This window comes from Streptomyces sp. NPDC036822 (genome assembly GCF_055609145.1).
This window is the reverse complement of sequence record NZ_JBVJPY010000010.1, coordinates 99,936-125,855: the sequence shown is the minus strand read 5'-3', so window position 1 is coordinate 125,855 and position 25,920 is coordinate 99,936. Positions and strand designations below refer to the sequence as shown.

24 protein-coding genes and 2 tRNA genes are annotated in these 25,920 nt (G+C 72.6%); 11 read left to right on the top strand and 15 right to left on the bottom strand.

Annotation, left to right across the window (positions count from 1 at the left end; all coding sequences use genetic code 11):
- Positions 1-4 precede the first annotated feature (4 nt).
- From ACZ68P_RS22940 to ACZ68P_RS22915, 6 genes are all read left to right on the top strand, one after another.
- Complete coding sequence (locus ACZ68P_RS22940) at positions 5-1,729, top strand: AMP-binding protein (RefSeq protein ID WP_471009018.1); 1,725 nt, start codon at positions 5-7, stop codon at positions 1,727-1,729.
- A gap of 135 nt (positions 1,730-1,864) precedes the next feature.
- A complete protein-coding gene (locus ACZ68P_RS22935) occupies positions 1,865-2,260 on the top strand; it encodes a hypothetical protein (protein WP_471009015.1) in 396 nt (131 codons plus the stop codon).
- 77 nt (positions 2,261-2,337) lie between these two features.
- Positions 2,338-2,919: a carbonic anhydrase gene (locus ACZ68P_RS22930; protein WP_471009013.1), complete on the top strand. Its 582-nt coding sequence runs from the start codon at positions 2,338-2,340 to the stop codon at positions 2,917-2,919.
- Positions 2,920-2,930: 11 nt separating this feature from the next.
- Positions 2,931-4,412 carry a SulP family inorganic anion transporter gene (locus ACZ68P_RS22925; protein ID WP_471009011.1) on the top strand — a complete coding sequence of 494 codons (1,482 nt, stop codon included), beginning with the start codon at positions 2,931-2,933 and terminating at the stop codon, positions 4,410-4,412.
- A 200-nt stretch (positions 4,413-4,612) separates the two neighbouring features.
- The gene (locus tag ACZ68P_RS22920; protein WP_471009008.1) at positions 4,613-5,914 is read left to right on the top strand and encodes a sensor histidine kinase; all 1,302 of its coding nucleotides are present in this window, start codon (positions 4,613-4,615) and stop codon (positions 5,912-5,914) included.
- Complete coding sequence (locus ACZ68P_RS22915) at positions 5,845-6,507, top strand: response regulator (RefSeq protein ID WP_471009006.1); 663 nt, start codon at positions 5,845-5,847, stop codon at positions 6,505-6,507. Before ACZ68P_RS22920 ends, ACZ68P_RS22915 begins: the two co-directional genes overlap by 70 nt.
- A gap of 56 nt (positions 6,508-6,563) precedes the next feature.
- On the opposite strand, the gene ACZ68P_RS22910 is transcribed toward ACZ68P_RS22915, so the two are convergent.
- From ACZ68P_RS22910 to ehuB, 6 genes are all read right to left on the bottom strand, one after another.
- Positions 6,564-6,637, bottom strand: a tRNA-Lys gene (locus ACZ68P_RS22910).
- A 145-nt stretch (positions 6,638-6,782) separates the two neighbouring features.
- Complete coding sequence (locus ACZ68P_RS22905) at positions 6,783-7,541, bottom strand: IclR family transcriptional regulator (RefSeq protein WP_471009003.1); 759 nt, start codon at positions 7,539-7,541, stop codon at positions 6,783-6,785.
- A 167-nt stretch (positions 7,542-7,708) separates the two neighbouring features.
- Entirely contained in the window at positions 7,709-8,461 is a 753-nt protein-coding gene (gene ehuA / locus ACZ68P_RS22900; protein ID WP_471009000.1) for an ectoine/hydroxyectoine ABC transporter ATP-binding protein EhuA, read from the bottom strand.
- Positions 8,451-9,101, bottom strand: coding sequence for an ectoine/hydroxyectoine ABC transporter permease subunit EhuD (gene ehuD / locus ACZ68P_RS22895; RefSeq protein ID WP_365715294.1), 651 nt, complete (start codon positions 9,099-9,101; stop codon positions 8,451-8,453). Before ehuD ends, ehuA begins: the two co-directional genes overlap by 11 nt.
- Positions 9,098-9,757: an ectoine/hydroxyectoine ABC transporter permease subunit EhuC gene (ehuC, locus tag ACZ68P_RS22890; RefSeq protein WP_365715293.1), complete on the bottom strand. Its 660-nt coding sequence runs from the start codon at positions 9,755-9,757 to the stop codon at positions 9,098-9,100. The genes ehuD and ehuC overlap by 4 nt, the downstream gene beginning before the upstream one ends.
- On the bottom strand, positions 9,754-10,605 hold the full coding sequence (ehuB, locus tag ACZ68P_RS22885) for an ectoine/hydroxyectoine ABC transporter substrate-binding protein EhuB (RefSeq protein ID WP_471008997.1): 852 nt from the start codon (positions 10,603-10,605) through the stop codon (positions 9,754-9,756). The genes ehuC and ehuB overlap by 4 nt, the downstream gene beginning before the upstream one ends.
- A 145-nt stretch (positions 10,606-10,750) precedes the next feature.
- Between ehuB and ACZ68P_RS22880 the strand changes: the two genes are divergently transcribed.
- Positions 10,751-11,830, top strand: a complete 1,080-nt coding sequence (locus ACZ68P_RS22880; RefSeq protein WP_471008994.1) for an LLM class flavin-dependent oxidoreductase — start codon at positions 10,751-10,753, stop codon at positions 11,828-11,830.
- A 255-nt stretch (positions 11,831-12,085) separates the two neighbouring features.
- Positions 12,086-13,771, top strand: coding sequence for a glycosyl hydrolase family 18 protein (locus tag ACZ68P_RS22875; protein WP_471008992.1), 1,686 nt, complete (start codon positions 12,086-12,088; stop codon positions 13,769-13,771).
- A gap of 79 nt (positions 13,772-13,850) precedes the next feature.
- Here the strand turns inward: ACZ68P_RS22875 and ACZ68P_RS22870 are convergent, their stop codons facing one another.
- Entirely contained in the window at positions 13,851-15,779 is a 1,929-nt protein-coding gene (locus tag ACZ68P_RS22870; protein ID WP_471008990.1) for a putative bifunctional diguanylate cyclase/phosphodiesterase, read from the bottom strand.
- A gap of 324 nt (positions 15,780-16,103) precedes the next feature.
- Between ACZ68P_RS22870 and ACZ68P_RS22865 the strand changes: the two genes are divergently transcribed.
- Positions 16,104-17,387, top strand: a complete 1,284-nt coding sequence (locus tag ACZ68P_RS22865) for a M6 family metalloprotease domain-containing protein (RefSeq protein ID WP_471008987.1) — start codon at positions 16,104-16,106, stop codon at positions 17,385-17,387.
- Between the two features lie 64 nt (positions 17,388-17,451).
- On the opposite strand, the gene ACZ68P_RS22860 is transcribed toward ACZ68P_RS22865, so the two are convergent.
- From ACZ68P_RS22860 to ACZ68P_RS22845, 4 genes are all read right to left on the bottom strand, one after another.
- A tRNA-Lys gene (locus tag ACZ68P_RS22860) sits at positions 17,452-17,525 on the bottom strand.
- A complete protein-coding gene (locus ACZ68P_RS22855) occupies positions 17,516-18,187 on the bottom strand; it encodes a bifunctional DNA primase/polymerase (RefSeq protein WP_471008985.1) in 672 nt (223 codons plus the stop codon). Before ACZ68P_RS22855 ends, ACZ68P_RS22860 begins: the two co-directional genes overlap by 10 nt.
- A gap of 177 nt (positions 18,188-18,364) precedes the next feature.
- Positions 18,365-18,721, bottom strand: a complete 357-nt coding sequence (locus ACZ68P_RS22850; RefSeq protein WP_471008983.1) for a hypothetical protein — start codon at positions 18,719-18,721, stop codon at positions 18,365-18,367.
- 88 nt (positions 18,722-18,809) lie between these two features.
- Positions 18,810-19,421: a TetR/AcrR family transcriptional regulator gene (locus tag ACZ68P_RS22845; RefSeq protein ID WP_471008982.1), complete on the bottom strand. Its 612-nt coding sequence runs from the start codon at positions 19,419-19,421 to the stop codon at positions 18,810-18,812.
- A gap of 75 nt (positions 19,422-19,496) precedes the next feature.
- Here ACZ68P_RS22845 and ACZ68P_RS22840 point away from each other — a divergent pair, with 75 nt between their 5' ends.
- Both ACZ68P_RS22840 and ACZ68P_RS22835 read left to right on the top strand, forming a co-directional pair.
- Positions 19,497-20,081: a peroxiredoxin-like family protein gene (locus ACZ68P_RS22840; RefSeq protein ID WP_471008980.1), complete on the top strand. Its 585-nt coding sequence runs from the start codon at positions 19,497-19,499 to the stop codon at positions 20,079-20,081.
- A gap of 14 nt (positions 20,082-20,095) precedes the next feature.
- Positions 20,096-20,905: a class I SAM-dependent methyltransferase gene (locus ACZ68P_RS22835; protein ID WP_471008979.1), complete on the top strand. Its 810-nt coding sequence runs from the start codon at positions 20,096-20,098 to the stop codon at positions 20,903-20,905.
- A 43-nt stretch (positions 20,906-20,948) separates the two neighbouring features.
- Here the strand turns inward: ACZ68P_RS22835 and ACZ68P_RS22830 are convergent, their stop codons facing one another.
- Genes ACZ68P_RS22830 through ACZ68P_RS22815 form a run of 4 tightly spaced genes read right to left on the bottom strand, consistent with a single transcriptional unit; the run spans position 20,949 to position 25,780 of the window.
- Positions 20,949-22,277 carry an AAA domain-containing protein gene (locus ACZ68P_RS22830; RefSeq protein WP_471008978.1) on the bottom strand — a complete coding sequence of 443 codons (1,329 nt, stop codon included), beginning with the start codon at positions 22,275-22,277 and terminating at the stop codon, positions 20,949-20,951.
- Complete coding sequence (locus ACZ68P_RS22825; protein ID WP_471008977.1) at positions 22,274-23,863, bottom strand: hypothetical protein; 1,590 nt, start codon at positions 23,861-23,863, stop codon at positions 22,274-22,276. The genes ACZ68P_RS22830 and ACZ68P_RS22825 overlap by 4 nt, the downstream gene beginning before the upstream one ends.
- On the bottom strand, positions 23,854-24,966 hold the full coding sequence (locus ACZ68P_RS22820) for a hypothetical protein (RefSeq protein ID WP_471008974.1): 1,113 nt from the start codon (positions 24,964-24,966) through the stop codon (positions 23,854-23,856). Before ACZ68P_RS22820 ends, ACZ68P_RS22825 begins: the two co-directional genes overlap by 10 nt.
- Positions 24,899-25,780 (bottom strand): phosphatase PAP2 family protein, encoded by an 882-nt coding sequence (locus tag ACZ68P_RS22815; RefSeq protein ID WP_471008971.1) that lies wholly within the window; start codon positions 25,778-25,780, stop codon positions 24,899-24,901. The genes ACZ68P_RS22820 and ACZ68P_RS22815 overlap by 68 nt, the downstream gene beginning before the upstream one ends.
- Positions 25,781-25,920 lie beyond the last annotated feature (140 nt).

Sequence of the window (25,920 nt, the reverse complement as noted above, 5' to 3'; positions counted from 1 at the left end):
GCCCATGAGCGGCGCGGAGACCGTGGCGGAGCTGGTACGGCGCCAATGGGGCGACCACAGGACCGGGCTGAGGGACGAGAAACACACCCTCACCCACCATCAGGTCGCAGCGGGCGCCGCCGCGCGAGCCGCGCTGCTCGTGGACCTGTTGCCCCGGGGTGTGGAGCCGCACCTCGGGGTCCTGCTCGACAACTCACCGGAGTTCCCGCTCTGGCTGAGCGCGGCGGCCCTCGCGGGGGCCGCCGTCGCCGGGATCAACCCCACCCGGCGCGGCGCCGAACTGGCCCGCGACATCGTGCACACCGAGTGCCGGATCCTGGTCACCCGGCGCGCGTACCTTCCCCTGCTCGAGGGGATTCCCCTGCCGGGCGTACGTCTGCTGGTGACCGACACCGAGGCGTACCGCGCCCTCCTGGCGCCCTACGACGGTGCGAAACCGGGCGAGGCCGTGGCCCGCCCGGTCCGGCCCGACAGCAGGATGCTGCTCTACTTCACCTCCGGCTCGACCGGCGCGCCGAAGGCGGCGATCTGCACCCAGCGGCGGCTGGCGGCCGCCGGCGGCTCCCTCGCCGCGCACTTCGGCGTACGGCCCGACGACGTCCACTACGTCTGCATGCCGATGTTCCACGGCAACGCGGTGATCGCCGACTGGGCCCCGGCGCTGGTGGCCGGGGCGGGGGTGGCGCTGCGGGCCCGGTTCTCGGCCTCCCGCTTCCTGCCCGACGTGCGGGAGTTCGGCGCGACCTACTTCACCTATGTGGGCCGGGCGATCCAGTACCTCCTGGCCACGCCCGCCGGGTCCGACGACCGGGCCCACGGGCTGCGCCTCGGGTTCGGTACGGAGGCGGGGAGCGTGGACGCCGCCCGGTTCGAGGCGCGGTTCGGGGCGCGGCTCGTGGAGGGGTACGGCTCCTCGGAGGGCGGGGCGGCGATCCGGCGGACCCCGGACACCCCGGCGGGGGCCGTCGGGCGCGCCGCGCCCGGGGACGACCTCGCGGTGGTGGACCCGGCGACCGGAGAGGAGTGCGCGCCGGCCGTCCTCTCGCCGTCGGGCGGCCTGCTCGACGCCGGGTCGGCGATCGGCGAACTGGTCAACCGGGGGCCGAGCCCCTTCGAGGGGTACTGGCGCAACCCGGAGGCGGACGCGGCGCGTCGGCGCGGCGGCTGGTACTGGACGGGGGACCTCTTCTACCGGGACGCGCGGGGCTTCCTGTACTTCGCGGGGCGCACGGACGACCGGCTGCGGGTCGACGGCGAGAACCTGGCCGCGGCGGTGATCGAGGGCATCCTCGCCCGCTGGGAGAGGGCGGCCGGGGTCGCCGTCTACGCGATACCCGACCCGGTCGCGGGGGACCAGGTGATGGCGGCGATCGCCCTGCGGGGGAGCGGTGTCGATGCCGGCACCAACACCGGCACCGAGGGAGCGGCCGCCTTCGATCCGGCCGCTTTTGATCCGGCCGCCTTCGAGGGCTTCCTCGCCGCGCAGCCGGACCTGGGGACGAAGATGCCTCCGCGCTTCGTCCGCGTCGTCCCCGAACTTCCTCTGACGGCCACGAACAAGATCCACCGGATGGTGCTGCGCCGGGAGTCGTTCCTCTGCGACGACCCGGTCTGGTGGCGCCCGTCGCCCGGAGCCCCGTACGAGCGCCTGACCTCCGCCGCCGTGTCGGAGCTCCGCACCCACTACGCCGCCCACGGCCGCCACCTGCCGGACCGCCCCTCAACATAGGGTTTTCGGGCTCTCTTCGGCTCGTAACGTTCGGTTAACCCTGCAAACGACTTTGCCAGGCTATGGTCTTCCTTGACTGATCGTTGACCAACTGTTGGCATGCGCCGGATGTCGCGAACCGCAGGGAGGGGGCGTATGCGCCGAGGTCCGACGGCCCGGAGCGCCTTCCCGCTCCTCGCCGCCGTGCTGGTCGCCGTCCAGCTCCTCACCTTCGCGGCGTCCTTCGCATATGCGCATACGCCACGTCATGCCGTGGCCAAGGCCCAGGTCGCGCCGGTCATCTCCGAGGCGACGCCGAGCGACACGATCGTCACCTGCCACGACGCCCGTCACCCCGGCGACCCCACCGGCCCCCTGCGCACCCGGGACCGTTCGCGCGCCGCCGACCACGCAGGGATATCCGAGCGGCCCTCGCCGGCGCGACCCGCCTCGGTCGCGTCCGAACCGGCCGCGCCCGGAACCCCGCACCCCACCTCGGCGAGGCCGTCGAGAGCCCATGCTCCGGCCGTGCTCCAGGTGTTCCGCTGCTGATCGGCGCAAGCAGCCCCCACACACATCTGCCCGCACCGACGCGTCCCCCACGACGCGCCAGGAGGAATCACCACGCCATGCAGCCCCTCATCGACAACGCCCGTACGTTCGGACAGCGCCCTGAGGAGTTCGCCCGGCTGGCCCAAGGCCAGTCCCCCGAGGTCCTCTTCATCACCTGCGCCGACTCCAGGGTGGTACCCGCCCTGATCACCGGCGCCCGGCCCGGCCAGCTCTTCGAGCTGCGCACCGCGGGCAACATCGTCCCGCCGTACGGCTCCGCGGCCCCTTCGGGCGAGGCGGCCACCATCGAGTACGCCGTGGAGGTCCTCGGTGTCCAGCACATCGTGGTCTGCGGCCACTCGCACTGCGGCGCCGTCGGCGCGGTCGTGCGCGGCGACGACCTGGACGCCGTCCCCGCCGTACGCGACTGGCTCGCGCACGCCGCCGAGGAGCCGGTGTGCTCCGATCCGGCCGATCCGACGGTCGCGGAGGCCGTGCAGCACCACGTCCTGACGCAGCTGCTGCGGCTGCGCTCCTACCCCTGCGTCGCCAAGCGGCTGGACTCCGGCCGGCTGCGACTGCACGGCTGGTACTACGAGGTTCACACCGGCGCCGTACGCGAGCACCGCGCGGCCACCGACTCGTTCGAAGCGCTGTGAGGGAGGACCGCATGACCGCCTTCCCCCACCTCCGCCGGGACTTCGCCGCCTCGATCGTCGTCTTCCTGGTCGCCCTGCCGCTGTGCGTGGGCGTCGCCGTCGCCTCCGGCGTCCCCGCCGAACTCGGGCTCGTCACCGGCATCGTCGGCGGCATCGTCACCGGTCTGATGCCGGGCAGCAGCCTCCAGGTGTCCGGGCCGGCCGCCGGCCTGACCGTGCTGGTCTTCGAAGCGGTCAGCGAGTTCGGCCTGCCCGCCCTCGGCGTGATCGTGCTGGCCGCCGGGCTCCTGCAGCTCGCCATGGGCGCCCTCAAGCTGGGGCGCTGGTTCCGCGCGATCTCCGTCTCGGTCGTCGAGGGCATGCTCGCCGGCATCGGTCTGGTGATCATCGCCGGCCAGGTGTACGCGGCGGCCGGCCTCAAGGCCCCCGCCTCCGGGCTCGACAAGATCCTGGGTCTGCCGGCCGCCGCCGTCGAGGCGGTCGGCAGCCCCGAGGCGATGGCCTCGCTGGCGCTCGGTGCCGGAACCATCGCGGTCCTCGTCGGATGGAAGAGGCTGCCGACGAAGGTCCGGGCCGTGCCGGGCGCGCTCGCCGCCGTCATAGTGGCGACGGTGGCCGCGTCGGTGCTCAGCCTGCCGGTGGCCACCGTCGAGGTGAAGGGCCTGATCGACTCCCTGAGCCTGCCGGGCGCCGACGCCTTCGGCGGCCTGGCCACCCCGGCCGTCATCGGCACGGTCCTCGCCTTCACCCTCATCGCCTCCGCCGAGAGCCTGTTCAGCGCGGCCGCGGTGGACCGGCTGCACGACGGACCGCGCACGCGGTACGACAAGGAGCTGATGGCCCAGGGCACGGGCAACGCGATCTGCGGCGTGCTCGGTGCGCTGCCGATGACCGCGGTCATCGTCCGCAGCTCGGCCAACGTGGCGGCGGGCGCCCGGACGAAGGCCTCGCGGGTGCTGCACGGCGTGTGGCTGCTGCTGTTCGCGGCGCTGCTGCCGGCGGCGCTCGCGCTGATCCCGCTGCCCGCCCTCGCGGGGATCCTCGTCCACGCGGGCTGGAAGCTGATCCCCTTCCGCGGGCTCCTCGCGCTGTGGCGGTCGCACCGGGGCGAGGCGGTGATCCTCGTGGTCACGGCCGTGGCGATCGTCGCGGTCAACATGTTCGAGGGCGTGCTCATCGGCCTCGCGCTGTCCGTGATCAAGACCGCGTGGGAGACGTCGCACATACGACTGGAGGTCATCGACAAGGGCGCCGGCCCGATCCAGGCGTACCTGACGGGGAACGCGACCTTCCTGCGGCTGCCGAAGATCCTCGACAGCCTGGAGGCGCTGCCCCAGGACCGGCCGGTCGAGCTGGACACGTCCGGCCTGCACCACCTCGACCACGCGTGCCGCACCGCTCTGGAGTCCTGGGCCGAACGGCACAGCACGGCCGGCACGGAACCCGTGAAGGTCACCGCCCTGACGAAGGCCGCCGCCCCCGAGCCGGTCTGAGCCAGGGGCCCCACTCCAGCCCGCCGGAGCCGCCGAGCCCTGAGGGCCCGAGCCGCGAGGCCCCGGCCCCGAGCCGCCACGCTCCGGGCTTCGGGGGCCTCCCGCCCCCCGGCCCGTCCGGGAGGTAGGTCCAGCCCTACCTCCCGGACGCCCTCCACCACCATGGCCCCGCCCTCCGGCCGGCCCCTACGGTGGGGCGCATGCAGCCCCGCACCCCCTGGCAGGCCCTGACCCGGCGCCGCTACCTCCGTACCGCGTGGCCGTGGCGGTCCGCCGGCTACCTGGCGAGCGGGGTCGTCACCGGTGTTCCCGCCCTGCTCGTGCTGCTCCTGCTTGTCGGTTTCTCCGTCGTCCTCGTCGGCCTTCCGCTGCTCCTCCTCGTCGGCGTCGCCCTCGGCGGCATCGAGCGCCGCCGGCTCCGCCTTGTCGAACTCGACCCCGCCGTCGACCCGCACCGCGTCCCCGACGCCCCCGGTCTGGCCGCCTGGCTCCGGCTGAGGGCGCGGGAACAGGCCACGTGGCGGGAGCTCGCGTACGCCGTGCTGCACGCCACCGTCCTGTGGCCGCTGGACGCGCTCGTCCTCGCGGTGGGCCTCGGCCTGCCCGCGGTCCTGATGAGCACGCCCGTCCAGCTGGCCGTCGACGGAGAAGAGGCCAAGGTCGTCAAGGCGTACCTCGTCACCTCCTATCCGGAGGCGTTCGCCGCCGCCCTCCTCGGCCTCGTCCTCCTCGTCGCCCTCCTCCACCCCGTCGCCGCCCTCGCCGGGGCCCGCGCCGCCCTCGGCCGGGCGCTGCTCGCGCCCCGCGAGACCGAACTGCGGGACCGTATCGGCGAGGTCACCGCGTCCCGGGCCCGGCTCGTCGAGGCCTTCGAGGCCGAGCGGCGGCGGATCGAGCGCGATCTCCACGACGGAGCGCAGCAACGCCTCGTCGCCCTGACCATGACGCTGGGGCTCGCCCGCCTCGACGCCCCGCCAGGACCGCTCGCCGAGCAGCTCGCCCGGGCCCACGCGGAGGCCGGGCACGTCCTGACCGACCTGCGCGAACTCATCCACGGCATCCACCCGCAGGTCCTCGCCGACTACGGCCTCGGCGCCGCCCTTGCCGACGCCGCCGACCGCTGCGCCGTCCCGGTGGACACCGACATCGACGTGCCCCGCCTGCCCGCCCCCGTCGAGAGCGCCGGCTACTTCGTCGTGTGCGAGGCCCTGGCCAACATCGGCAAGCACAGCGGCGCGGGCCGGGCCCGGATCACCGCCCGGTGCGAGCACCGCACTCTGCGGATCGAGGTGGACGACGACGGCCGCGGCGGCGCCGACCCGGCGCACGGCACCGGCCTCACCGGACTGGCCGACCGGCTCGCGGTCCTCGATGGCACACTGACGATCATGAGCCCGCCGGGCGGACCGACCGTCCTACGAGTGGAGATCCCGTGCCGACCGCTGCCCGCCCCCTCCGCGTCGTCCTCGCCGAGGACAGCGTCCTCCTCCGCGAAGGGCTGATCGGGCTCCTGGCCCGTTTCGGCCACGAGGTCGTCGCCGCCGTCGGCGACGCCGAGGCCCTGAGCGACGCCGTCGCCGCGCACGATCCGGACATCGTCGTCACCGACGTGCGGATGCCGCCCGGATTCCAGGACGAGGGGCTGCGCGCGGCCGTCGCGCTGCGCGCCGAGCGCCCGGCGCTGCCCGTCCTCGTGCTGAGCCAGTACGTCCAGCGGACCTACGCCGCCGATCTCCTCGACGCGGGCGACGGCACCGGCGTGGGGTACCTGCTGAAGGACCGGGTGGGCCAGGTCGAGGAGTTCCTCGACGCCGTCACCCGGGTCGCGGCCGGGGGGACGGTCGTCGACCCCGAGGTGGTGCGGCAGCTGCTGCGCCGCCACCGCGACCCGCTGGCGGCGCTGACGCCGCGCGAGCGCGAGGTGCTCGCCCTGGTCGCCGAAGGCCACTCGAACGGCGAGACGGCCCGCCGGCTCGTCGTCACCGAGGCCGCCGTCGGCAAGCACATCGGCAACATCCTGGCGAAGCTGAACCTGCCGCCCGCCGAGGACACCCACCGCAGGGTCCTCGCCGTCCTCACCTACCTGCGCGCGTGAGGGCGGGAGCGCGCACGAGGAAGCCCCCCGCTTCCGCGAGGGGCTTCTTCCGTCTGTGCGCCGCCAGGGACTCGAACCCCGGACCCGCTGATTAAGAGTCAGCTGCTCTAACCAACTGAGCTAGCGGCGCCTGCTGACAGATAAAATACTACCTGGTCCCCCGGGGTGCTCATGACCACGCCGCACAGCACCCCCTGCGGGCACCTGGCGGCCCCCGGGGATGCCGGTCACGCCGGGCCCGGCCCTGCCAACGGCCGCACCCCGGGGATCCCTCCCTAGATCGCCAGTGAGAGCACCACCGGAGCCGCTCTTCGGTCCAGCGTGTCGGCCGCCGAGCGCAGCCGGTGGGCGTGCTCGATGGGCAGGGAGAGCGCGAGGCACCCCACGGACGCGCCCGCCGTCAGCGGAACCGCCGCGCACACCGTGCCCACGGCGTACTCCTGGAGGTCGAGGACAGGGACGGTCGGCGGCTGGCTGTCCAGCTTGGAGAAGAGCACCTTCTCGTTGGTGATCGTCCGGGAGGTCAGCCGGGCGATCTTGTGGCGCGAGAGGTGGTCCCGGCGGCCGTTCTGGTCGAGCTGCGTGAGCAGGCACTTGCCGACCGCGCTGGCGTGCGCGGCCGAGCGGAAGTCCACCCACTCGTTGACCTTGGGCGTACGCGGACCGTCGGCGAACTGGGTGATCTTCACCTCGCCGTCGATGTACCGGCTGATGTAGACCGCGGCGCCGACGGAGTCGCGCAGCTCGGTCAGCGTCTCCTGGAGCTTGCCCTCCAGGGCCTCGCGGCGGGTCATGCCGGAACCCAGGAGGACGAGCGAGTCGCCGATCACATAGGCGCCGTCGGCGACCTGCTCGACGTACCCCTCGCGGCGCAGCATCAGCAGCAGGGACGTCAGGTGGGCGACGGGCAGACCGGTCTCACGCGCGATCTGGACGTCCGTCACCCCGCCACCGTGCCGTGAGAGCGTCTCGAGGACGCGCAGGGCGTATTGCACCGAGTGGAACGGCGCGGTGGGCTCGGGCTTCAGCGCCACGGTTTCCCCCTACCAGGTTGTGACCGCAAGCTTCCGTACCACGATAGCCGTCAAGCGCCGTTTGCGGGGCGGCTGTTGGCGAGTTTGATGCGGTGCCCCAGCGCCATGCGCTGGGGCGCACCACCCTGGCATATGTCAGGGGCACACTTGACCGACAGAGGCTCAGGTCAGAGCACCGCACCGAGAAACTCGCGCGTACGTTCGTGGGCCGGTTCCGAGAAGATTTTTTCCGGAGAACCGGACTCGATCACCTTTCCGCCGTCGAACATCAGCACCTGGTCGGAGATGTCCCGGGCGAAGTTCATCTCGTGCGTCACGCAGATCATGGTGATGTCCGTCGTCCGCGCGATGTCCCGAAGGAGGTCGAGCACGCCGGCCACCAGCTCGGGGTCCAGCGCGGAGGTGACCTCGTCCAGCAGCAGCACCTTCGGCTCCATCGCGAGCGCCCGCGCGATCGCCACCCGCTGCTGCTGTCCGCCGGACAGCTGTGCGGGTCTGGCCTCGCACTTGTCGCCCAGACCGACCATGTCGAGCAGCTCCCGGCCGCGCGCCTCGGCCTCCTCGCGGCTCTTGCCGAGGCTCCGGACCGGCGCCTCGGTGATGTTGCGCAACACCGACATATGGGGGAAGAGGTTGAAGTGCTGGAAGACCATGCCGATCTTCTTGCGGACCTCGCGCCGGTGCTTCTCGTCGGCCGGGTACAGCTTGCCGCCGTTCACCTGGATCGTTCCCGCGTCGGGCTTCTCCAAGGTCATCAGGAGCCGCAGGATCGTCGTCTTGCCGGAACCGGAGGGGCCGATCAGCGTGACGTGCTCGCCGGCCCGGACCGAGAAGCAGAGATCGTCGAGGACGGTGTTGTCCCCGAACCGCTTGGTGACGTTCTCGAAGCGGATCAGGTCATGGTCGTTGTCAGTGGGCAAGGCGGCGCTCCAGGGTGCGGACGAGCAGGGAGGCGGGATAGGCGATCAGGACGAATGCCACACCGACGACCGTGAGCGGCTCGGTGTACTGGAAGGTGGCCGCGCTCTCCAGGCGGGACTGCTGGAGGAGTTCCAGCACGCTGATCCCGGCGAGGAGCGGGGTGTCCTTGAGCATCGCGATGACGTAGTTGCCCAGCGCGGGCGCGATCCTGCGCAGCGCCTGCGGCAGGATCACGGTCAGCCAGGTGCGGTGGCGCGGCAGGCTGAGCGCGGTCGCGGCCTCCCACTGGCCGGCCGGGACGGCATCGATGCCGGCCCGGTACACCTGCGCGGTGTACGTCGAGTAGTGCAGGCCGATCGCGAGCGTGCCGGTGGTCAGGGCGGAGAACTGCACGCCCCACTCCGGCAGGACGAAGAAGAGGAAGAAGAGCTGCACGAGCAGCGGGGTGGTGCGGACGAACTCGGTGACGGCGTGAACCGGCCACCGTACGAACCGGCTGCGGGCCCGGAAGCCCAGCGCCCACACCAGACCGAGCGTGAACGAGATCAGCGAGCCGAGGACGAGCACCTGGAGGGTGACGAGGAGCCCCTCCCAGAAGCGCGGCATGAAGTCCGCCACCGCGGACCAGTCCCAGTTCACTTGGCCACCACCCCCAGGTTCGCCTTGGTGCGTCGCTCCAGGGCCTTCATGGAGCGGGTGATCACCAGCGCGATCACGAAGTAGACGAGGAGGGTGACGGTGTAGATCCCGCCGCTCTCCTGGGTCGCGAGCCGCACCAGGTAAGCGGCGAAGGACACGTCGCCGACGCCGAGCAGCGAGACGAGGGCGGTGCCCTTGAGCAGCTCGACGAGCAGGTTGCAGAAGGACGGGATCATCTCGGGCACGGCCTGCGGGAGCAGGACGAGCCGCAGCCGCTGCCAGGGCGTGAGGCTGAGCGCGATGCCCGCCTCCCGCTGCGCCTTCGGTACGGCGTTCAGCCCGCCGCGCACGATCTCGGCGCCGTAGGCCCCGTAGGAGAGTCCGAGCGCGAGGATCGCCGCCCACATCGGGACGAGCTGCCAGCCGATCAGCGGCGGCAACACGAAGAAGAGCCAGAACATCAGGATCAGCGCGGAGGTGCCGCGGAAGACCTCGGTGTAGAGCCCGGCGAGGAAGCGCACCGCGCGGCTGCGGTGGGTGCGGGCCGTGCCGACGGTGAAGGCGACCAGCGCGGCGAGCGCGGCGGAGGCGATCAGGAGCTGGAGGGTGATCCAGATGCCGGGCAGGACCCAGTTCTGCCAGAGTCCTGCGGTCATCGGCACAGCTCCTCTGCGGTCAGGGTGGTCATCTCGGCCTCGGTGAAGCCGAAGCGCCGCAGGATCCGGAAGAGTTCGCCGCTCCTCTTCATCTTGTGCAGCTCGACGTTGAAGGCGTCCCGCAGGGTGACGTCCGTGGGGCGGAAGGCGAAGCCGCCGCCGTCGATCTTCTTCTCGCCGTCCACGACGGCGGCGAAGGGCTCGGTGGCCTCGGCCTTGGCCGATTTGCGCACCACGGAACGGGCGGTGAGCGCGGTGGCGGCGAACACGTCGACGCGGCCGGACTCGACCGCGTTCAGCCCGGCCACCTGGTCCTGGAGGATCACGATGTCCTTCTCCGGGTACCCGGCGGCGACGGCGTAGGCGATCTCGGCGTAGCCGCTGCCGGTGGCAAAGCGAGCCTTCGAGCGGACGACGTCCTCGTACGACCGCAGGCCCTTCGGGTTGTCCTTGCGGACGATGAAGGAGTCGAGCATCTGGTACTCGGGGTCGGCGAAGATGACCTGTGCGCAGCGCTCCTTGTTGATGTACATCCCGGCGGAGACGACGTCGAACTGCTGCGAGTTGAGCCCGGGGATGAGGGAGGCGAAGTCGGTCGCCACCGGCTGGACGTTCTCGATGCCGAGCCGCCGGAAGATCACCCGGGCCAGCTCGGGGGCCTCGCCCGTGAACGCGCCCTGCTCGTCGACGTAGCCGTAGGGCACCTCGCCGGCGATGCCGAGGCGGACCGTGCGCTGGGATCTGAGACGGCCGAGGGCGTCGCCGGAGGCGACCCGCGCGCAGCCGGCCGCGCCGAGCGCCGCTCCGGCGCCCGCGGCGGTGCCGAGGAGGAGGGTACGGCGTTTCATGCGATGTGTCCTGCTGGGTGGACCTATTCGAGCCATGGGCGCGCGGCTACCCGAAGCCGAACATGTCAATCCTGCGGAATAAGCGGAGACAGCCTCCTGTTCTCTTCGCTCGTACGTACGTCTTTGCGCAGAAGGGTCGTCAACGGTGAGCGACGCGATTCGGGGCACGGCACACGGGGACTCGCCCGTGCCGCTGTCCGTACTGGACCTGGTGACCGTCGGCAGCGGGCGGACCGCGACGCAGGCCCTGGCCGCCAGCGTCGAGATCAGCCGGCTCGCCGAGCGGCGCGGCTACCACCGCCACTGGGTCGCGGAGCACCACTCCATGCCCGGCGTCGCCTCCTCCTCGCCGGCCGTGATCCTGGCCCACCTTGCCGCGCACACCCGCCGCATCCGTCTCGGTTCGGGCGGCGTGATGCTGCCCAACCACGCCCCGCTGGTCATCGCCGAGCAGTTCGGGACGCTGGAGGCCCTCGCTCCGGGCCGGATCGACCTCGGCCTCGGGCGGGCGCCCGGCACGGACGGGGCCACGGCCGCCGCCCTGCGCCGTACGGACCGGCTGAACGAAGGCGCCGACGACTTCCCGCAACAGCTCGTCGAACTCACCCGGTTCCTGGACGACGACTTCCCGGACGGCCATCCCTACGCCCGGATACACGCCGTGCCCGGCCCCGTGCAGGGCCCGAAGGGCCGTCCGCCGCTCTGGCTGCTCGGATCCTCCGGCTTCAGCGCGCGGCTCGCCGGCATGCTCGGCCTGCCCTTCGCCTTCGCCCACCACTTCTCCGCGCAGAACACGCTTCCCGCGCTCGACCTCTACCGGGACTCCTTCCGGCCCTCGGAGGTCCTCGACGCGCCGTACGCCCTCATCGGCGTGTCCGCCCTGGCGAACGACGACGCGAAGGAGGCCCGTCGGCAGGTCCTCACCGGGGCGCTGTCGATGTTGCGGCTGCGGACGGGCCGGCCCGGCCTGATCCCGACGCCGGAGGAGGCGGAGGCGTACCACTTCAGTCCGGCGGAGCGGGAGTTCGTCGACGGCTGGCTCGGGAACGTCGTCCACGGCACGGCGGACGAGGTCCGGACGGGTCTGGACGATCTGCGCAAGCGCACCGGCGCCGACGAGCTGATGATCACGGCTAACGCGCACGGCGGGGAGGCCCGGCTGCGGAGCTACGCGTTGATCGCCGACGCCTACGGCATGCCGGACGGAGACGTTCCGGCAGAGTAAAACCTGGATTCCGAGGGCCGGTTGGTTCACACCGGAACAGGCGGCTCCGCCACCCCTAAGTGAACCTTAAACCGCTCGTCACCTGTGGTGGCGAGCGGTTCGATTATGTGCTGCACGGCTCTGACAAGGGCTTTCTCGCGCCAATTGGTCTAGTCCTCAATCTGGTTCAGACCATTGACGTGCTGTTCACACGAGGGCTATCACTGCTCCAACTGCTGTACCGCGTACCCCTCGTATCTCCCTCGGAGGCCGCACGTGCACCCCCGTAAGCCATTGATCGCCGCGCTCCTCAGCACGGCCCTCGCCGCCGGAGCCCTTGCCGCGACCGTCGGCCTCGGCTCCGCCCAGGCAGCCGACACCGCCACCACCGCCTCCGCCGGCGGCGTGAGAATCGCGTACTACGACCAGTGGAGCGTGTACGGGAACGCCTTCTATCCCAAGCACCTCGACACGCGGGGCATCGCGAGCAACCTGGACATCATCAATTACTCGTTCGGCAACATCCACCCCACCGAACTCACCTGTTTCGAGGCCAACAAGGCCGCCGGTGACGACAACAACCCCAACGCGGGCGACGGTGCGGGCGACTCCTACGCCGACTACCAGAAGTCCTTCAGCGCGGCCGACAGCGTCGACGGCGTGGCCGACAAGTGGGACCAGCCCATCGTGGGCGTCTTCAACCAGTTCAAGGAACTGAAGGCGAAGTACCCCCACCTGAAGATCAACATCTCCCTCGGCGGCTGGACGTACTCCAAGTTCTTCCACGACGCCGCGAAGACGGACGCCAGCCGCAAGAAGCTCGTCTCCTCCTGCATCGACCAGTACCTCAAGGGCAACCTCCCGGTCGAAGGCGGATTCGGCGGCCCCGGCAGCGCCGCGGGCATCTTCGACGGCATCGACATCGACTGGGAGTACCCGGGCTCCTCCGGCGGCCACCTCGGCAACCACTACGGCCCGGAGGACAAGCAGAACTTCACCCTGCTCCTCGCCGAGTTCCGCAAGCAGCTCGACGCGTACGGCACGGCCAACGGCGGCAAGAAGTACCTGCTGACGGCGGCGCTCCCGGCCGGCCAGGACAAGATCAAGTACATCGAGACGGACAAGATCGGCGCGTACCTCGACTACGCCAACATCATGACGTACGACATGCACGGCGCCTGGGACGGCGACGGGCCGACGTACCACCAGTCCCCGCTCCACTCCGGCTCGAACGACCCGACCGACCCCATCGCGCCGGGCACCGAGAAGTACTCGATCGACAACGCGATCGACTCCTGGATCGACGGCAAGCCGGCCTACGGCATCGCGGGCGGCTTCCCCGCCAACAAGCTGACGCTCGGCTACGAGTTCTACTACCGCGGCTGGAAGGGCGTCCCGGCGGGCACCGCCAACGGTCTTGCCCAGACCGCCACCGGCGGGTCCGCCGCCCGCCCGCTCAGCCAGCAGCCCGGCATCGCCCACTACAAGGAGCTCGGCGGCATCGTCGACAACGCCGCGACGACCTTCTGGGACGACCAGGCCAAGGCCTCGTACTTCTACAAGGACGGCGAGTTCTTCACCGGCCTGAACCAGAAGTCCGTCCAGGCGCGGGTGGACTACGGCAAGCAGCGCGGCCTGGCCGGCGCGATGATGTACTCGCTCCTCGGCCTGGACGACAACATCACCCTGCTGAAGCAGATCAACTCCGCGCTCGGCGGCACCACCGTCCCGCCGACCACGCCGCCGACGACGCCTCCGACCACCACCCCGCCGACGACCCCGCCGACGACGCCCCCGACCGGCAGCTGCACCTCCCCGGCGTACGTGGCCGGCACGGTCTACACCGGCGGCTCGCAGGTCTCGCACAAGGGCCACACCTGGAAGGCCCAGTGGTGGACCCAGAACGAGGAGCCGGGTTCGACCGGCGAGTGGGGCGTCTGGAAGGACCTCGGCGCCTGCTGACCCGCTGACCCGCCCGACCCCCTCATGACGGCTGCCCCCGCCCGGATGTCCCTCCGGCCGGGGGCAGCGCCATGCCGCGTCACACCGGCAGCGGTGCCACACCGATCAGCTCGGCGATACGGTCCGGGGCCACCGCGCGGGAGTAGAGCCAGCCCTGCCCCGTGTCGCAGCCGATCCGGCGCAGCCGGGTCGCCTGGCCGGAGGTCTCCACGCACTCGGCGGTGACCGTCAGGCCGAGCCGGTGCGCCAGCTGCACCAGCGCCTCCACGATCAGCTCGTCCGCCGGGTTGGCGTGCGCCTCGTCCTGGAAACCCCGGACGAACGATCCGTCCAGCTTCAGGACGGACACCGGCAGCCGGCTCAGATACGCCAGGTTCGAATAGCCCGTGCCGAAGTCGTCGATGGCGATCCGCACGCCCATGTCGCTCAGCGCCTGGAGTGCCTGGAGCGGCCGGCCCGCCGAGCCCATCACGGCCGACTCGGTCAGCTCCAGTTGCAGCAGATGCGGGGCGAGGCCCGTCTCGGCCAGGATGCCCGCCACGTCCGCCACCAGGTCCGAGTCCCACACCTGCCGTACGGCCACGTTGACGCTGACGAACAGCGGGCGGTCGCGCGGGTGGTCCTGCTGCCACTGCCGGGCCTGACGGCAGGCCGTGCGCAGCACCCAGCGTCCCAGCTCGACGATCGAACCGTCCTCCTCGGCGATGCCGATGAACCGATTCGGCGGGAGCGAGCCGAACTGCGGGTGGTTCCAGCGCACCAGCGCCTCCACGCCGCGCACCACTCCGTCGGCCATCCCGACCAGCGGCTGGTACTCCAGCGCGAACTCGCCGCGCTCGACCGCCGGCCGCAGGGTCGAGGAGAGCGCCTGTCTCGTCATCCGGTGGGCGTTGCGCTCGGGGTCGAAGAGCGTCCAGCGGGCCTTGCCGTCCGCCTTCGCCCAGTACAGCGTCGTGTCGGCGGCCTGCATCAGGCCCGTCGCCGTGGTGCCGCGGGCCCCGCGCTCCACCACCCCGATCGAGGCGGAGACGGAGAGCCGCTGCCCGGCCAGGTCGAAGGGCTGCTGGAGCGCGCACAGCACGGACTGGGCGAGGTCCGCGAGCTGCTCCGTGCCGGTCGACTCCTCGACCAGGATCGCGAACTCGTCGCCGCCGAGCCGCGCCACCAGGTGCCCGCCGCTGCGGGTGTAGCCGTCGGCGTCCGCGCACTCCGTCAGGCGGCCGGCGACGGCGGCGAGCAGACGGTCCCCGACCCGGTGGCCCAGGGTGTCGTTGACCGCCTTGAAGCCGTCGAGATCCAGGTAGCAGAGGCCGATCCGCCCTGTTCCGCCATGCCCGTAGGACTCGTAAGACGATCCGATCGACGGGCGTTCGTCCTCCTGGGCGGCCGCTTCCAGGGCCGCGGTGAGGCGCTCGAAGAAGAGGGCGCGGTTGGGTAGCCGCGTCACCGGATCGTGCATCTGGAGGTGCCGCAGCCGGGCCTGGAGTTCCCGCCGGTCGCTGATGTCCGCGATCGAGAGCAGCACGCGGCGGCTGTCGGGCACGGGGGAGACCGTGACCTCGGCCCACAGGGAGCGTCCGTCGGGGTGCTTGAGCCGGCGGGTGCAGCGGAAGCGGGAGCGGCGGCCGCGCAGCACCTCGCGGTACGCGTGCCAGGTGCGGCCGTCCGAGGCGAGGTCGACGAGGTCGGCGGCGGACTGTTCCCGCAGCGCGTCGGCCTCGGTGCCGAAGAGCGTGCCGAGCGCGTCGTTGGCGGTGACGACGACGCCGTCCTGGTCGACGACGGCCATGGCGAGCTGGGCGGCCCGGAAGGCGGCGCGGTAGTCGCGGAGTTCGGCCGCGGTCCGGGGGTCCTGGCACGCCGAGGGCTCGGTGGCCGTCCCGGGGGTCGTGCCCGGTCCTCGGTCACCCTGGGCCAGGGGCTCAGGATGACGCTCCGTGATCGGATGCGCGGGCTCCCGGGCGGGCGAGAGCTGGGCGTGCACCGGTCCTTCGGGGGTTCCGCTCACCGCTCGCTCCCGTAGCGCAGTTGGGCCGTACAGATGTGGTCGGGATGGTCGGCCAAGGAAAGTGTGCCGATCATAGAGGCAGCCCCGGGGGCCGATCCAGCTCCGTGGCGGCCGTCCCGCTCTCCGGAGGGGGCGGACGGGCGCTCCGCACCTCCCGGCCGATCGTTTCTGCGCGGGTCTGACGCGGGACGTCGGCGACGTGACCGAATGTGACTTTCCGTGAATCGTTGAGAGGGCGTGTCGCGTCGACCCCGTGGTGCCCGCTCACTCGACTGGGGCAGCGGAATAGTGCGAAATGCCGCAAACCATCACAAGGTGGGTGTGGTGTCCCGCATTCCGGAGCCGGAGGTCTACGTGAGGGGTCAGCAGACACCCGGGGGAGTGGAACGTCCCAAGCTGCGTGCCTCGGCGGCGGCGTTCACCTCCCTGATGGCGCTCGCCGCGACCGGGCTCGTGGCGGGGCCCGCCGTGGGCGCGCCCTCGGCGGGCCCCTGCGCCCTGCCCCGTACCGCGGCCCACCACTCCCTCGGCCTGGACACCTGGAACGGCTCCTACCCCCAGCCCACCCGCTCGCTCGACGCGGTCATGATCTTCCTGTCCTTCCCCGACTCCACGCCCCTCGTCGGCACCGACGAGCTGACCGCCGACCACTTCCCCGGCACGAGCGACTTCTTCCGGCGCGCCTCGTACGGCCGGTTCGCGCTGCACGTCCACCCCCAGCGCGAGTGGATCAGCATGCCGCAGCCCTCCACCGCCTACGACATAAAGCGCGACTGGGACGCGGGCCGGCGCACCGCCTACCTGCACGACGCCATCGACGCGGCGAACGAGCGCGTGGACTTCTCGCGCTTCGACATCGTCTATCTGGTGGCCGACCCGGACGCGCCCGGCGTCGACTCGGACGCCACGAAGGTCGTCAACCTCGACCATCCGATCGAAGTCGACGACGCGGAGATCAAGCGGGTCGTCACCGTCTTCGAGCGCCATCCCCCGGACCGCAACGTGCTGGCGCACGAGACCGGCCACGTCTTCGACCTGCCCGACCTCTACCACCGCCCGACGGACGGCAAGGGCGACTGGGACACCCATGTGGGGGACTGGGACGTCATGGGGAGCCAGTTCGGCCTCGCCCCGGACCTCTTCGGCTGGCACAAGTGGAAGCTGGGCTGGCTGGAGCGCCAGCAGGTGGCCTGCGTCCAGGGGCGGGGCTCGCGGCTGCTCAGCCTGGAGCCGCTGGCGGCGGCGCCGGTGGCGGGCGGCACGCTCGGCACCCGGCTCGCGGTGGTGCGCACGGGCCCGGGCACGGCTCTGGCGATCGAGGCGCGCGGCGCGACGGGCAACGACGAGGACACCTGTACGGAGGGGGTGCTGATCTACCGCGTGCGCAACCAGGCGGCGTCCGGGGACGGTCCGATCGAGGTCGTGGACACCCACCCCCGGACGGAGGCGTGCTGGGACCGTTCGGTGTACCCGCCGCTGGCGGACGCGCCGCTGGGCGTCGGGGAGACGTTCACGGTGCCGGGGGAGGGGACGCGGGTGGAGGTGGCGGACCGGACGAGGGCGGGCGCGTGGACGGTGAAGGTGACGGTGCCGGAGCGCCGGACCTGAGGCCCCGGCCTCGTGCGGGCGCACGAAGAAGCCCCCCGCTTTCGCGAGGGGCTTCTCCCGTCTGTGCGCCGCCAGGGACTCGAACCCCGGACCCGCTGATTAAGAGTCAGCTGCTCTAACCAACTGAGCTAGCGGCGCCTGCTGACGTCGTAGACCTTAGCATCCTGATCGGCGGGAGGAAAAATCGATATCCGCACGTCCGCGGCGGAGGCGGCGCGGACCGCCCGGACGCAGGCCCAGAGCATCACCTCGGGCCCCGGCAGCCAGGGGTGGCGGGTGTCGGGGGCGACGACCCAGCGGGGTCCGGTGCGCTCGAGCGGACAGAGCGGAGGGATGGTCACGGCGTCGCCGGTGCCGTGGCAGAGGGGCGGCGGGACGGAGTCGCCCCACTCCTCCCAAGCGAGCAGGGAGGGTAACCGCTGGGCGGTCCCGGGCGCGGCGAACAGGAGCATCCTGCCCCGGTGCACGGCGACGGGTCCGGTTCCGGGGCCCTCCGACCAGAGCCGGTCGAGCATCCGCCGCCCGAAGATCGTGTCCACGTTGACGACGTCGAAGGCGGTCCCGCAGGGGAGTACGGCGGGGGCGGCGGGCCGCGACTCCCAGAGCGCGAGCGTGGAGCGGGGGTAGGCGGCGGCGGAGGCGAGCCAGTCGGCCCCGGCGGCGGTGACCTGGGCGGTGTGGTGCCGCCCCTCGTCCCGCTCCCGCAGGAGCCCGAAGATGTCGGGCCGGTCGGTCCGCCGCTCGTCGGTGTCGCTCTGGGCGGGGCTCAGGGGTGTCTCGTCTCGCAGCCATGCGCTCATGGAGAAGTATCTACCGGGAGTGACCGTTTCGTTTCAGAGAGTTGAGCGAAACTCGGACAGCGAGGGTACGGGAGGAGTATCTTTCGCCTCGGCATATGCCAGGGGGGTGGTGACAGAGGCGCGTCAGGGGGCGCACGCGGAGGGCGCACAGGATCCGGGGGCCTCGCTCCCGGGCGATCAGTCCCCCTCGGGGCGGCCGCCGTCGCGGATCAGGTCGCGACCGAACTCGATCATCCGGACGGCATAGTCCTCGGTCCACTCCGCCCGCTCGGCGACGTCCGCCGGGGTCAGCCGGTCGAAGCGCCGCGGATCGGCCAGCTGCGCCGCCGCGATGGCCTGGAACTCGGTCGCCCGGTCCGTCGCCGCGCGGAACGCGAGCGTCAGCTCCGTCGCCCGGGCGAGCAGCTCGCGGGGGTCCTCCATCGACTCCAGGTCGAAGAAGTGCTCGGGGTCGGCGGTCGCCTCGGCAGGCTCGAAGACCAGCGGTGCGGGCCGAAGCCGCCGCTGTCCGTTCCGCTCCGCGGATTCCGCCATCGTCCTTCTCCTCCTCGCACGCACGCGGCCCGGACACCCGGGCCGCCGACTTCCATTGTCCCGCCTCGCGCAAGAGGGCGGGTGGCCGTCAGTCGCGCAGGCCGCGCAGATACACCGCGAGCCCACCGAAGAACTCCCGGTCGGCGTCGATCCCGCGCGCGCGGCGACCGGCCTCGGCCATGTAGGGGAAGCGGTCCGGGGGCAGCTCGGAGATGACCACCGTGCCCGCGCCCGACAGGGAGCCGAGGTGTTCCAGCTGGATCGCCCCGACGACGTACGACAGCAGCCCGCGCAGGGCGACGACGCGCCGGTCGCCCTCGACGCTCGCCTCGGCGAGGAGCCCGAGGACCGTCTCCGACCAGCGCAGCAGTCCCGGCAGCCGGTGCCGGTGGGTGACGGTGAGCGGGACGGCGGCGGGATGGGCGCGCACGCTGTCGCGCAGCCGCCGGACCATGGCCTCCACCCGCTCGGGCCAAGGTCCGGCAGGGGGCGGGGCGGGGTCGACGGAGCCGAGTACCCGCTCGACGACGAGCCCTTCGAGCTCCTCGCGGTCGGCGACGTACCGGTAGAGCCCCATCGTGCTGAGGGCGAGTTCCTTGGCGACCGTACGCATCGAGAGGCCGGCGAGGCCGTCGCGGTCGATGACGGCGAGGGCGGCGGCGGCCACCTGGTCCTGGGTGAGGGAACGCGGGCGTGGCATGACGGTTGACAGCGTACGCCCTACGCCTACGCTGTTAGGAGTACGCCGTACGCCTACGAGAGGTGCCCCATGCGCATGCCCGGAGGACCCCTGCGGCCCGGCTCGACCACCCCCGTCCGCACCCTCGCCCCGCTTCTGGGCCCGCCGGTCGCCGTCCCGGACCCCGAACGGCTCGTCCACCTCCAGTTCCGGCGCTTCGCCGGCTGCCCCGTCTGCCACCTGCACCTGCGGTCGGTGGTCCGCCGGTACGAGGAGATCGAGGCGGCCGGCATCCGGGAGGTCGTCGTCTTCCACTCCCCTGCCGAGGAGCTGCGCCCGCACCTGGACGGCCTGCCGTTCCCGGTCGTCGCCGACCCCGACAAGCTGCTCTACACCGCGTTCGGGGTGGAGTCCGCGCCCCGGGCCCTGCTCTCTCCCCGGGCGTGGGGCCCGATGGCCCGGGCCGTCCTCATCGGCACCTGGGGCCTCCTGCGCGGCCGCGAGAAGCCGCCCGTTCTCCGTCCGAGAGGCGGCCGCCTCGGCCTTCCCGCCGACTTCCTCATCGGCGGCGACGGCCGGATCATCGCCGCGAAGTACGGCGAACACGTCGACGACCAGTGGGCCGTGGACGAACTCCTCACCCTGGCGTCGGCCGCCCCGCGACCCGCCGCCACGGCCTGACGAGGGAGACGGCGATGGACCTTCACGCGATCGACCGTACCGCCGACGCGGAGCGCTACGACAGGGTCAGCGGCGGCTTCGACGCGCCGCTCTTCGACGCCGCGGTGATCGACCCCCACGCGCACGTCCTCGACATCGGGTGCGGATACGGCTCCACCACCCGGGAGGCCGCTCGTCGCGCCCGTGACGGGCACGTCCTCGGGAACGACGTGGTGGAGCCGATGCTGGACCGGGCGCGGAGGTTCGCCGCCGCCGAAGGTCTCCGCAACATCACCTTCACGGCGGGCGACGCCCAGGTCCACCCCTTCCCGGAGGCCGCCTTCGACGTGGTGATCAGCAGGTTCGGCGTCATGTTCTTCGCCGACCCGGTCGCCGCGTTCGCCCACGTCGGCCGGGCGCTGCGGCCGGGCGGACGGCTCGTCTTCACCACCGTCGGCCCGCCGGAACGCAACGACCTGCCCACCGTGCTCGCGGCGGCGAGCCCCCGCCGGGCCGCACCGACCGCACCGGCCGTGCGCGACGTGCACGCGCTGGCGGATCCGGACCACCTCACCGGAGTGCTCACCCGCGCCGGGTTCCGGCACGTGACCGTGGACCGGGTCGAGACGACCGTCGCGCTCGGCCCGGGCGCCGAGGCCGCCGCCGACTTCCTCCTGAGCTGGGGAGCGTTCGCGGACATGGTGGACCAGGCGGACCCGGCCGCCCTCGCCGCTGCCCGGGCCGGCCTGACCGGAGCGGCCCGTCGCTTCGAGACCGGGGACGGCGTCGTCGCGCTGCGCAGCTCGGCCTGGCTGGTGAGGGCGGTGTCCCCGGGGCTCCGCTGACGCCTCGGCGGACCCCTCCGCCGGGCCGGCCGGAGGGGTCTTGCTACGGGCGCCAGGAGACCCGGTGTTCCGCGAGGTGGGAGAGGACCGCGTGGTTCGCCTCCCAGCCGTCCGGGAACTTCATCGTCACGCCCAACTGGACCGGTTCCGTCGACGGATGATCGTCGAGGAGCTCCGGGACGCCCGCGCGGCAGACCACCACACAGGCGTGGCGGTGACGGGAGGCCAGCACGCACAGGCGCCCCGTCTCCAGATGGAAGGCCGTGGCGTCCGGACGCCCTGACAAGGGGTGGAGCACCACCGTCACGTCGTACTCCCGGCCCTGGAGGCGGTTCGCGGTGTCCACGGTCACGCCCGTGACACCCAGCTCCGCCAGGGCCGCCCGCACCGCCGCCGCCTGGTCGCGGTGGGCCGTGCCGACCGCGATCCGGTCGGCGGTGAGCGGGACGGGATCGGGGCCCCGCTCCGAGACGGCGGCGCCGCCCCGGTCGAGCAGGCGGCGCACCACCAGCGCCACCGCCCGCACCGCCTCGGGGTCCGTGCGCGGGGTGTTCCGGGCCGGCAGCTCCAGCAGACCCCAGCCCGACTCGGCGGCCTCGTCCAGGACCCGGTCCGGACCCGAGCCGTCCGACGCCACCCCGAAGGAGAGCCGCCGCTCCCCGTGGCCCGTTCCGCTGCGGAACGGCGTGTACGGATAGAACGCGCCGGACACCAGCGGGGCCGCCGACGCCGGAAGCCGCCACGACACCGGCAGCCGGTGCTGCGGAAGCTCCGGATTGTGCGCGAGCAGCGTCGAGACCGCGCTCGCCGACGGGTCGTACGAAAGCCCCGCCCACTGCTCCGCGCCGACCACCGAGAACGGGTCCAGCTGACCCGGGTCCCCCACGAACAGCGCCCGCTCGAAGAGCCCCGCCACGGCGAGCAGGGCGTCCGAGCGCATCTGGTACGCCTCGTCCACGATCGCGTGCGCCCACGGCTCGACGTTCTTCACGTGCGCCCACTTCGCGGCCGTCGACACGACCACGTCCAGACCGGCGAGATCACCCGCCTTCGAGGACGTGCGTACGTTCTCCAGGTCGTCGAGCGCCTTGTCGTAGGGGTCGCTGTCGTTGGAGTGCAGCCGCCCTACCGGAAGGTCCGGCTCCTTCTCCGCGAGCCGCAGGACCAGATCGTCCACCTGTGCGTTCGTCTGCGCGACCACCATCAACGGCCTTCCGGCGGCCGCCAGTTCGAGCGCGGCACGGACCACGAGCGTCGACTTGCCCGCGCCCGGCGGGGAGTCGACGACCACGCCGCGCGCGTCGCCGTGCAGGGTGTCGGCCAGGATCGCGCCCGTCGCCCGGGCGGCCTCCGCCCCGGGATCGAAGCTCACAGCAGGTCCTCCCTGGTCACGGTGTCGGGCAGTTCGGCGACGTCCGAGCGCGGAGGCCCGCCGTGCGTCCAGGGCGTCTCCTCCGGATCCGGCAGCTTCGCGCCCACCCGCTGGTCGTGCTCGAAGAGCGTCCAGGCGATCCGCTCACCCTTCTCCGGCACCGAACCCTCGGCGGGCTCCTTCGACCGCCCCATCCGGTCCGTGATCCGCAGCACCAGCGAGCCGTCCTCCTCGTGGCGCACGAACTCCGCCGTCTGCGGCTTGCCCTCCAGGGAGCGGTACACCTTCGACCGCTCGGCCAGATGCGGCCGGTCGTCCGTGCGGACCGTGAGCAGCGGGCGCGGCGAGGGCCGCTTCGACTCCGACCACGCCATCGTCACCTCCACCACCTCGGCGACGAACGCCTCACCCGCGAGCCGCCGCCCGGCGAGCACCAGCGGATCGTCGAGGGCCTCCTGCGCCTCCAACTGCCCCTGCGCGGACTCGCGTGCCGCCAGCTTCTGCGCCGCCGTCACCGCGTCGTCCCGGCGGGGCTGCGGCGGCTCGCCGGCCACCACCCGGTCGCGGTGGGCGGTGAACGACCAGCGGTCCCGCGTCCAGCGGTCCGCGACCCGGGACCCCACCGGCAGCTCCCGCGTCAGCTCGATCGCCCGCCACACCGCGTCCCAGGTCGGCTTCAGCTGCGAGGCGATCAGGCGGCGGATCTCCCGCTCGGCCCGGTGCGCCTCGCCCAGCCGCTCGTCGGCGCTCTCGCCGTCCTCGGCCGCCGCAAGCGCCTGCCGTGCCCGGTCGAACCGCTCGACGGCGGGCGCGAGCAGCCGGTTGTCGAAGGCCGGGTCGGTCGCGGGCCCGGCCGGCGGACAGAGCAGCTGCCCGTCCCGGTCCCGGCCCAGCTCGGCCCGGAGCGCCGCCTCCGCGCCCGACTCCCCCTCGGGGGGATCGATCCAGGCCAGGAGCGCCCCCAGGTGCTGGTCCTCCAGGGACGACTGGCCCGTCGCCCAGTGCCGGTTCAGCAGATCCGTCGCGGACAGCAGCAGCGAGGACCCCGGAACCCGCGCCCGCTCCCCGAAGTGCGTCAGCCAGCGGCCCAGCAGCGGCACGCGCGGCGGCGCCGGGTACGGCGTCTCGGGGTCCTGCTCCACGGTCCGCCGGAACCGCGTCGACCGCCCGAGCAGCCGGACGTACTCGACGCCCGCCCGGCTCGGCACGATCAACTGCGGCGCGTCCGCGCACAGTTCGACCTCGACCTTGACCTTCTTGCCGGTCTCGGGATCGGTCTCGCTCTTCTCCGCCGCCTCGACCACGCCGGTGAAGGCGTCGATGTACGGCAGGACCTCCCCGGCCAGGTCGGCGAGGAACGCGAACCGCAGATCCCGGTCGCGGGGCTGCGCGACCACGAGCAGCCGCGGTTCCTCCGGGTCGGTCCCGACCAGGGCGCCGAGCGGCGCGCCCGCCTCGCCCGCCGTGGTCAGCGGCACGAGGACGAGCGGACGGTCCGACACGTGCCGGTGCCGGACCGTGGCCAACGGCTGGGCCCGGCCCGACTCGACCGCCTCGAACCGGGCGAGGGTGGAGATCAGCGACATGCGAGCGCCTCCGCCCTGAGGGCCGCCGCCCGGCGCACCGCGTCCACGGTCGGATCGTCCGGGTCGCCCGCCTCGCCGCGCGCCGCCGCGAGGACCTCCCCGATCGTGGTCAGCCCGCCCAGCTCGCCGCGCACCGACCGGCCCAGCGCCTCCACCGCTCCCGAGAGCCGCGTCCGCTCCCGGCAGTGGAAGGCCAGCTCGCAGGAGGACAGGCACTCCGGGGCGTACGCGTGCGGCACCGCCTCGACCGACGCCGCCAGCTGCTCCGCCGAACACCCCTCCACGTCGAAGGTGACCCCGTCCGGCAGCGCGTCCGCGATCTCCTCGATCCGCGTCAGCCGGGCCAGCTGACGGCGGGTCACCGACAGCTGCTTGCGCACGTCCACCACGGAGGCGGCCGGCAGGTTGGAGAAGTCCTTCGGGCAGACCAGCAGCACCGCGTGCGCCACCGAAGCGCCGTCCGTGAGCGCCGCCACCCGCTCCAGGGCCAGGACGTACACCGCCGCCTGGCGGGCGGCCGCGCCGACCTTCGAGGCGTCCGCCGCCCCGTCGATCATCGGGAACGACTTGATCTCCACGACCGTCCACCGCCCGTCGGGGTGCACCACGACCGCGTCCGGCTCCAGATAGGCGGGCGAACCCGCCACGTCGAGGGCCAGCATCGGATGGTCGAGCAGCGCCCACTCCCGGGCCGCGGTCGCCTCGCGCAGCGCGAGCGCCGTACGGGCCGCCCGTCCCTGGGGCCCGGCCGCCGCCAGATCGGGCACGCGCACCGCCCCCGGCTCCTCGATGCCGAGCAGCCGCAGCAGCTCACGGCCGCCGTCCGCCTTGACCTTCGCCTCGAAGGCGTTGCCCCGCATGAACGCGAACTGCGACTGCCCGAAGGCGGCCGGCGAGCCGAGCTTCGAGGCCAGCGCGGTCTTGTCGACCCCCGCTCCGTCGAGCAGCGCGCGCCGTCGGCAGCCGGGATTGGCGGCCAGGGCCGCCAGCGCCCGCGCATCCAGCGGACGCGGCACGGCGGCCGCTCCGCGCAGCTCAGCGAGCCGGTGCCGGAGTGTCGTCTGCGGAGGACGGGGAGCTCCGCTGCCCAGGGAATCGCTCACCCGCCGAAGTCTCGCATCCCCCACTGACAAGAGGGGAACGCCCGCCTCCGACGGTAAGGCGCAGCCGGTCCCGGATCCGGTCGACGAGCCGGGTCGCGGGCGCCGTCAGCAGCAGGCCGAGCCCCATCACGGCGGCCCCGGCGACCGCGTCCAGGAAGTAGTGGTTCGCCGTCCCCATGACGACGATCACGGTGAGGAGCGGGTAGGCGGCACCGAGGGCCTTGGACGTCGGCGTACGCCCGTACCGCCACAGCATCACCCCGCACCACAGCGCCCAGCCGACGTGCAGGCTCGGCATCGCCGCGTACTGGTTCGTCATCGCGCCCATGCCGCGCGGCGCGCTCGCCTCCGCGCCCCACCAGCCGTACGAGCTGAACTGGGCCATGGTGTCGACGAAGCCGTGGCTCGCGTCGAGCAGCCGGGGCGGGCAGGTGGGCAGCAGGGTGAAGCCGACCAGGCCGAGGAGGGTGGAGACCATGAGCCAGGTGCGGGCCGCCCGGTAGCGGGCGGGGCGGCGGCGGAAGAGCCAGACGAGGACGGCAGGGGTGACGAGGTAGTGCAGGGAGGCGTACGCGAAGTCGGCGGGTATGCCGAGGGCGGGCGTGTCCGTGAAGAGCCGGTTGAGCGGGTGCTCGGCGTTCAGGTGGAGCAGTTTCTCGATCCGCAGGATCGCGAGGCCGTGGTCGACGGCGGTCTGCGTGTCCCCGCGGACCAGCAGCCGCCCGCCCGAATACGCGGCGTACACCACGGCGATGAGCAGCAGCTCGCTCCACCAGCGTGGCCGCCGCCCGGTGCGGGCTGCCCTCGGATTCATACGCGCGTTCCCCCCTGGGTCTCGGCCTAGGGGACGCCGGAACGGGCCTCGGGGTTGCCCCCACGTCGCCCGCCGTTCACGTGGGCGATGATGGGGGAGCACCCCACCTGTGAACCCGAGGTACCCCAGGGAGAGCCTTC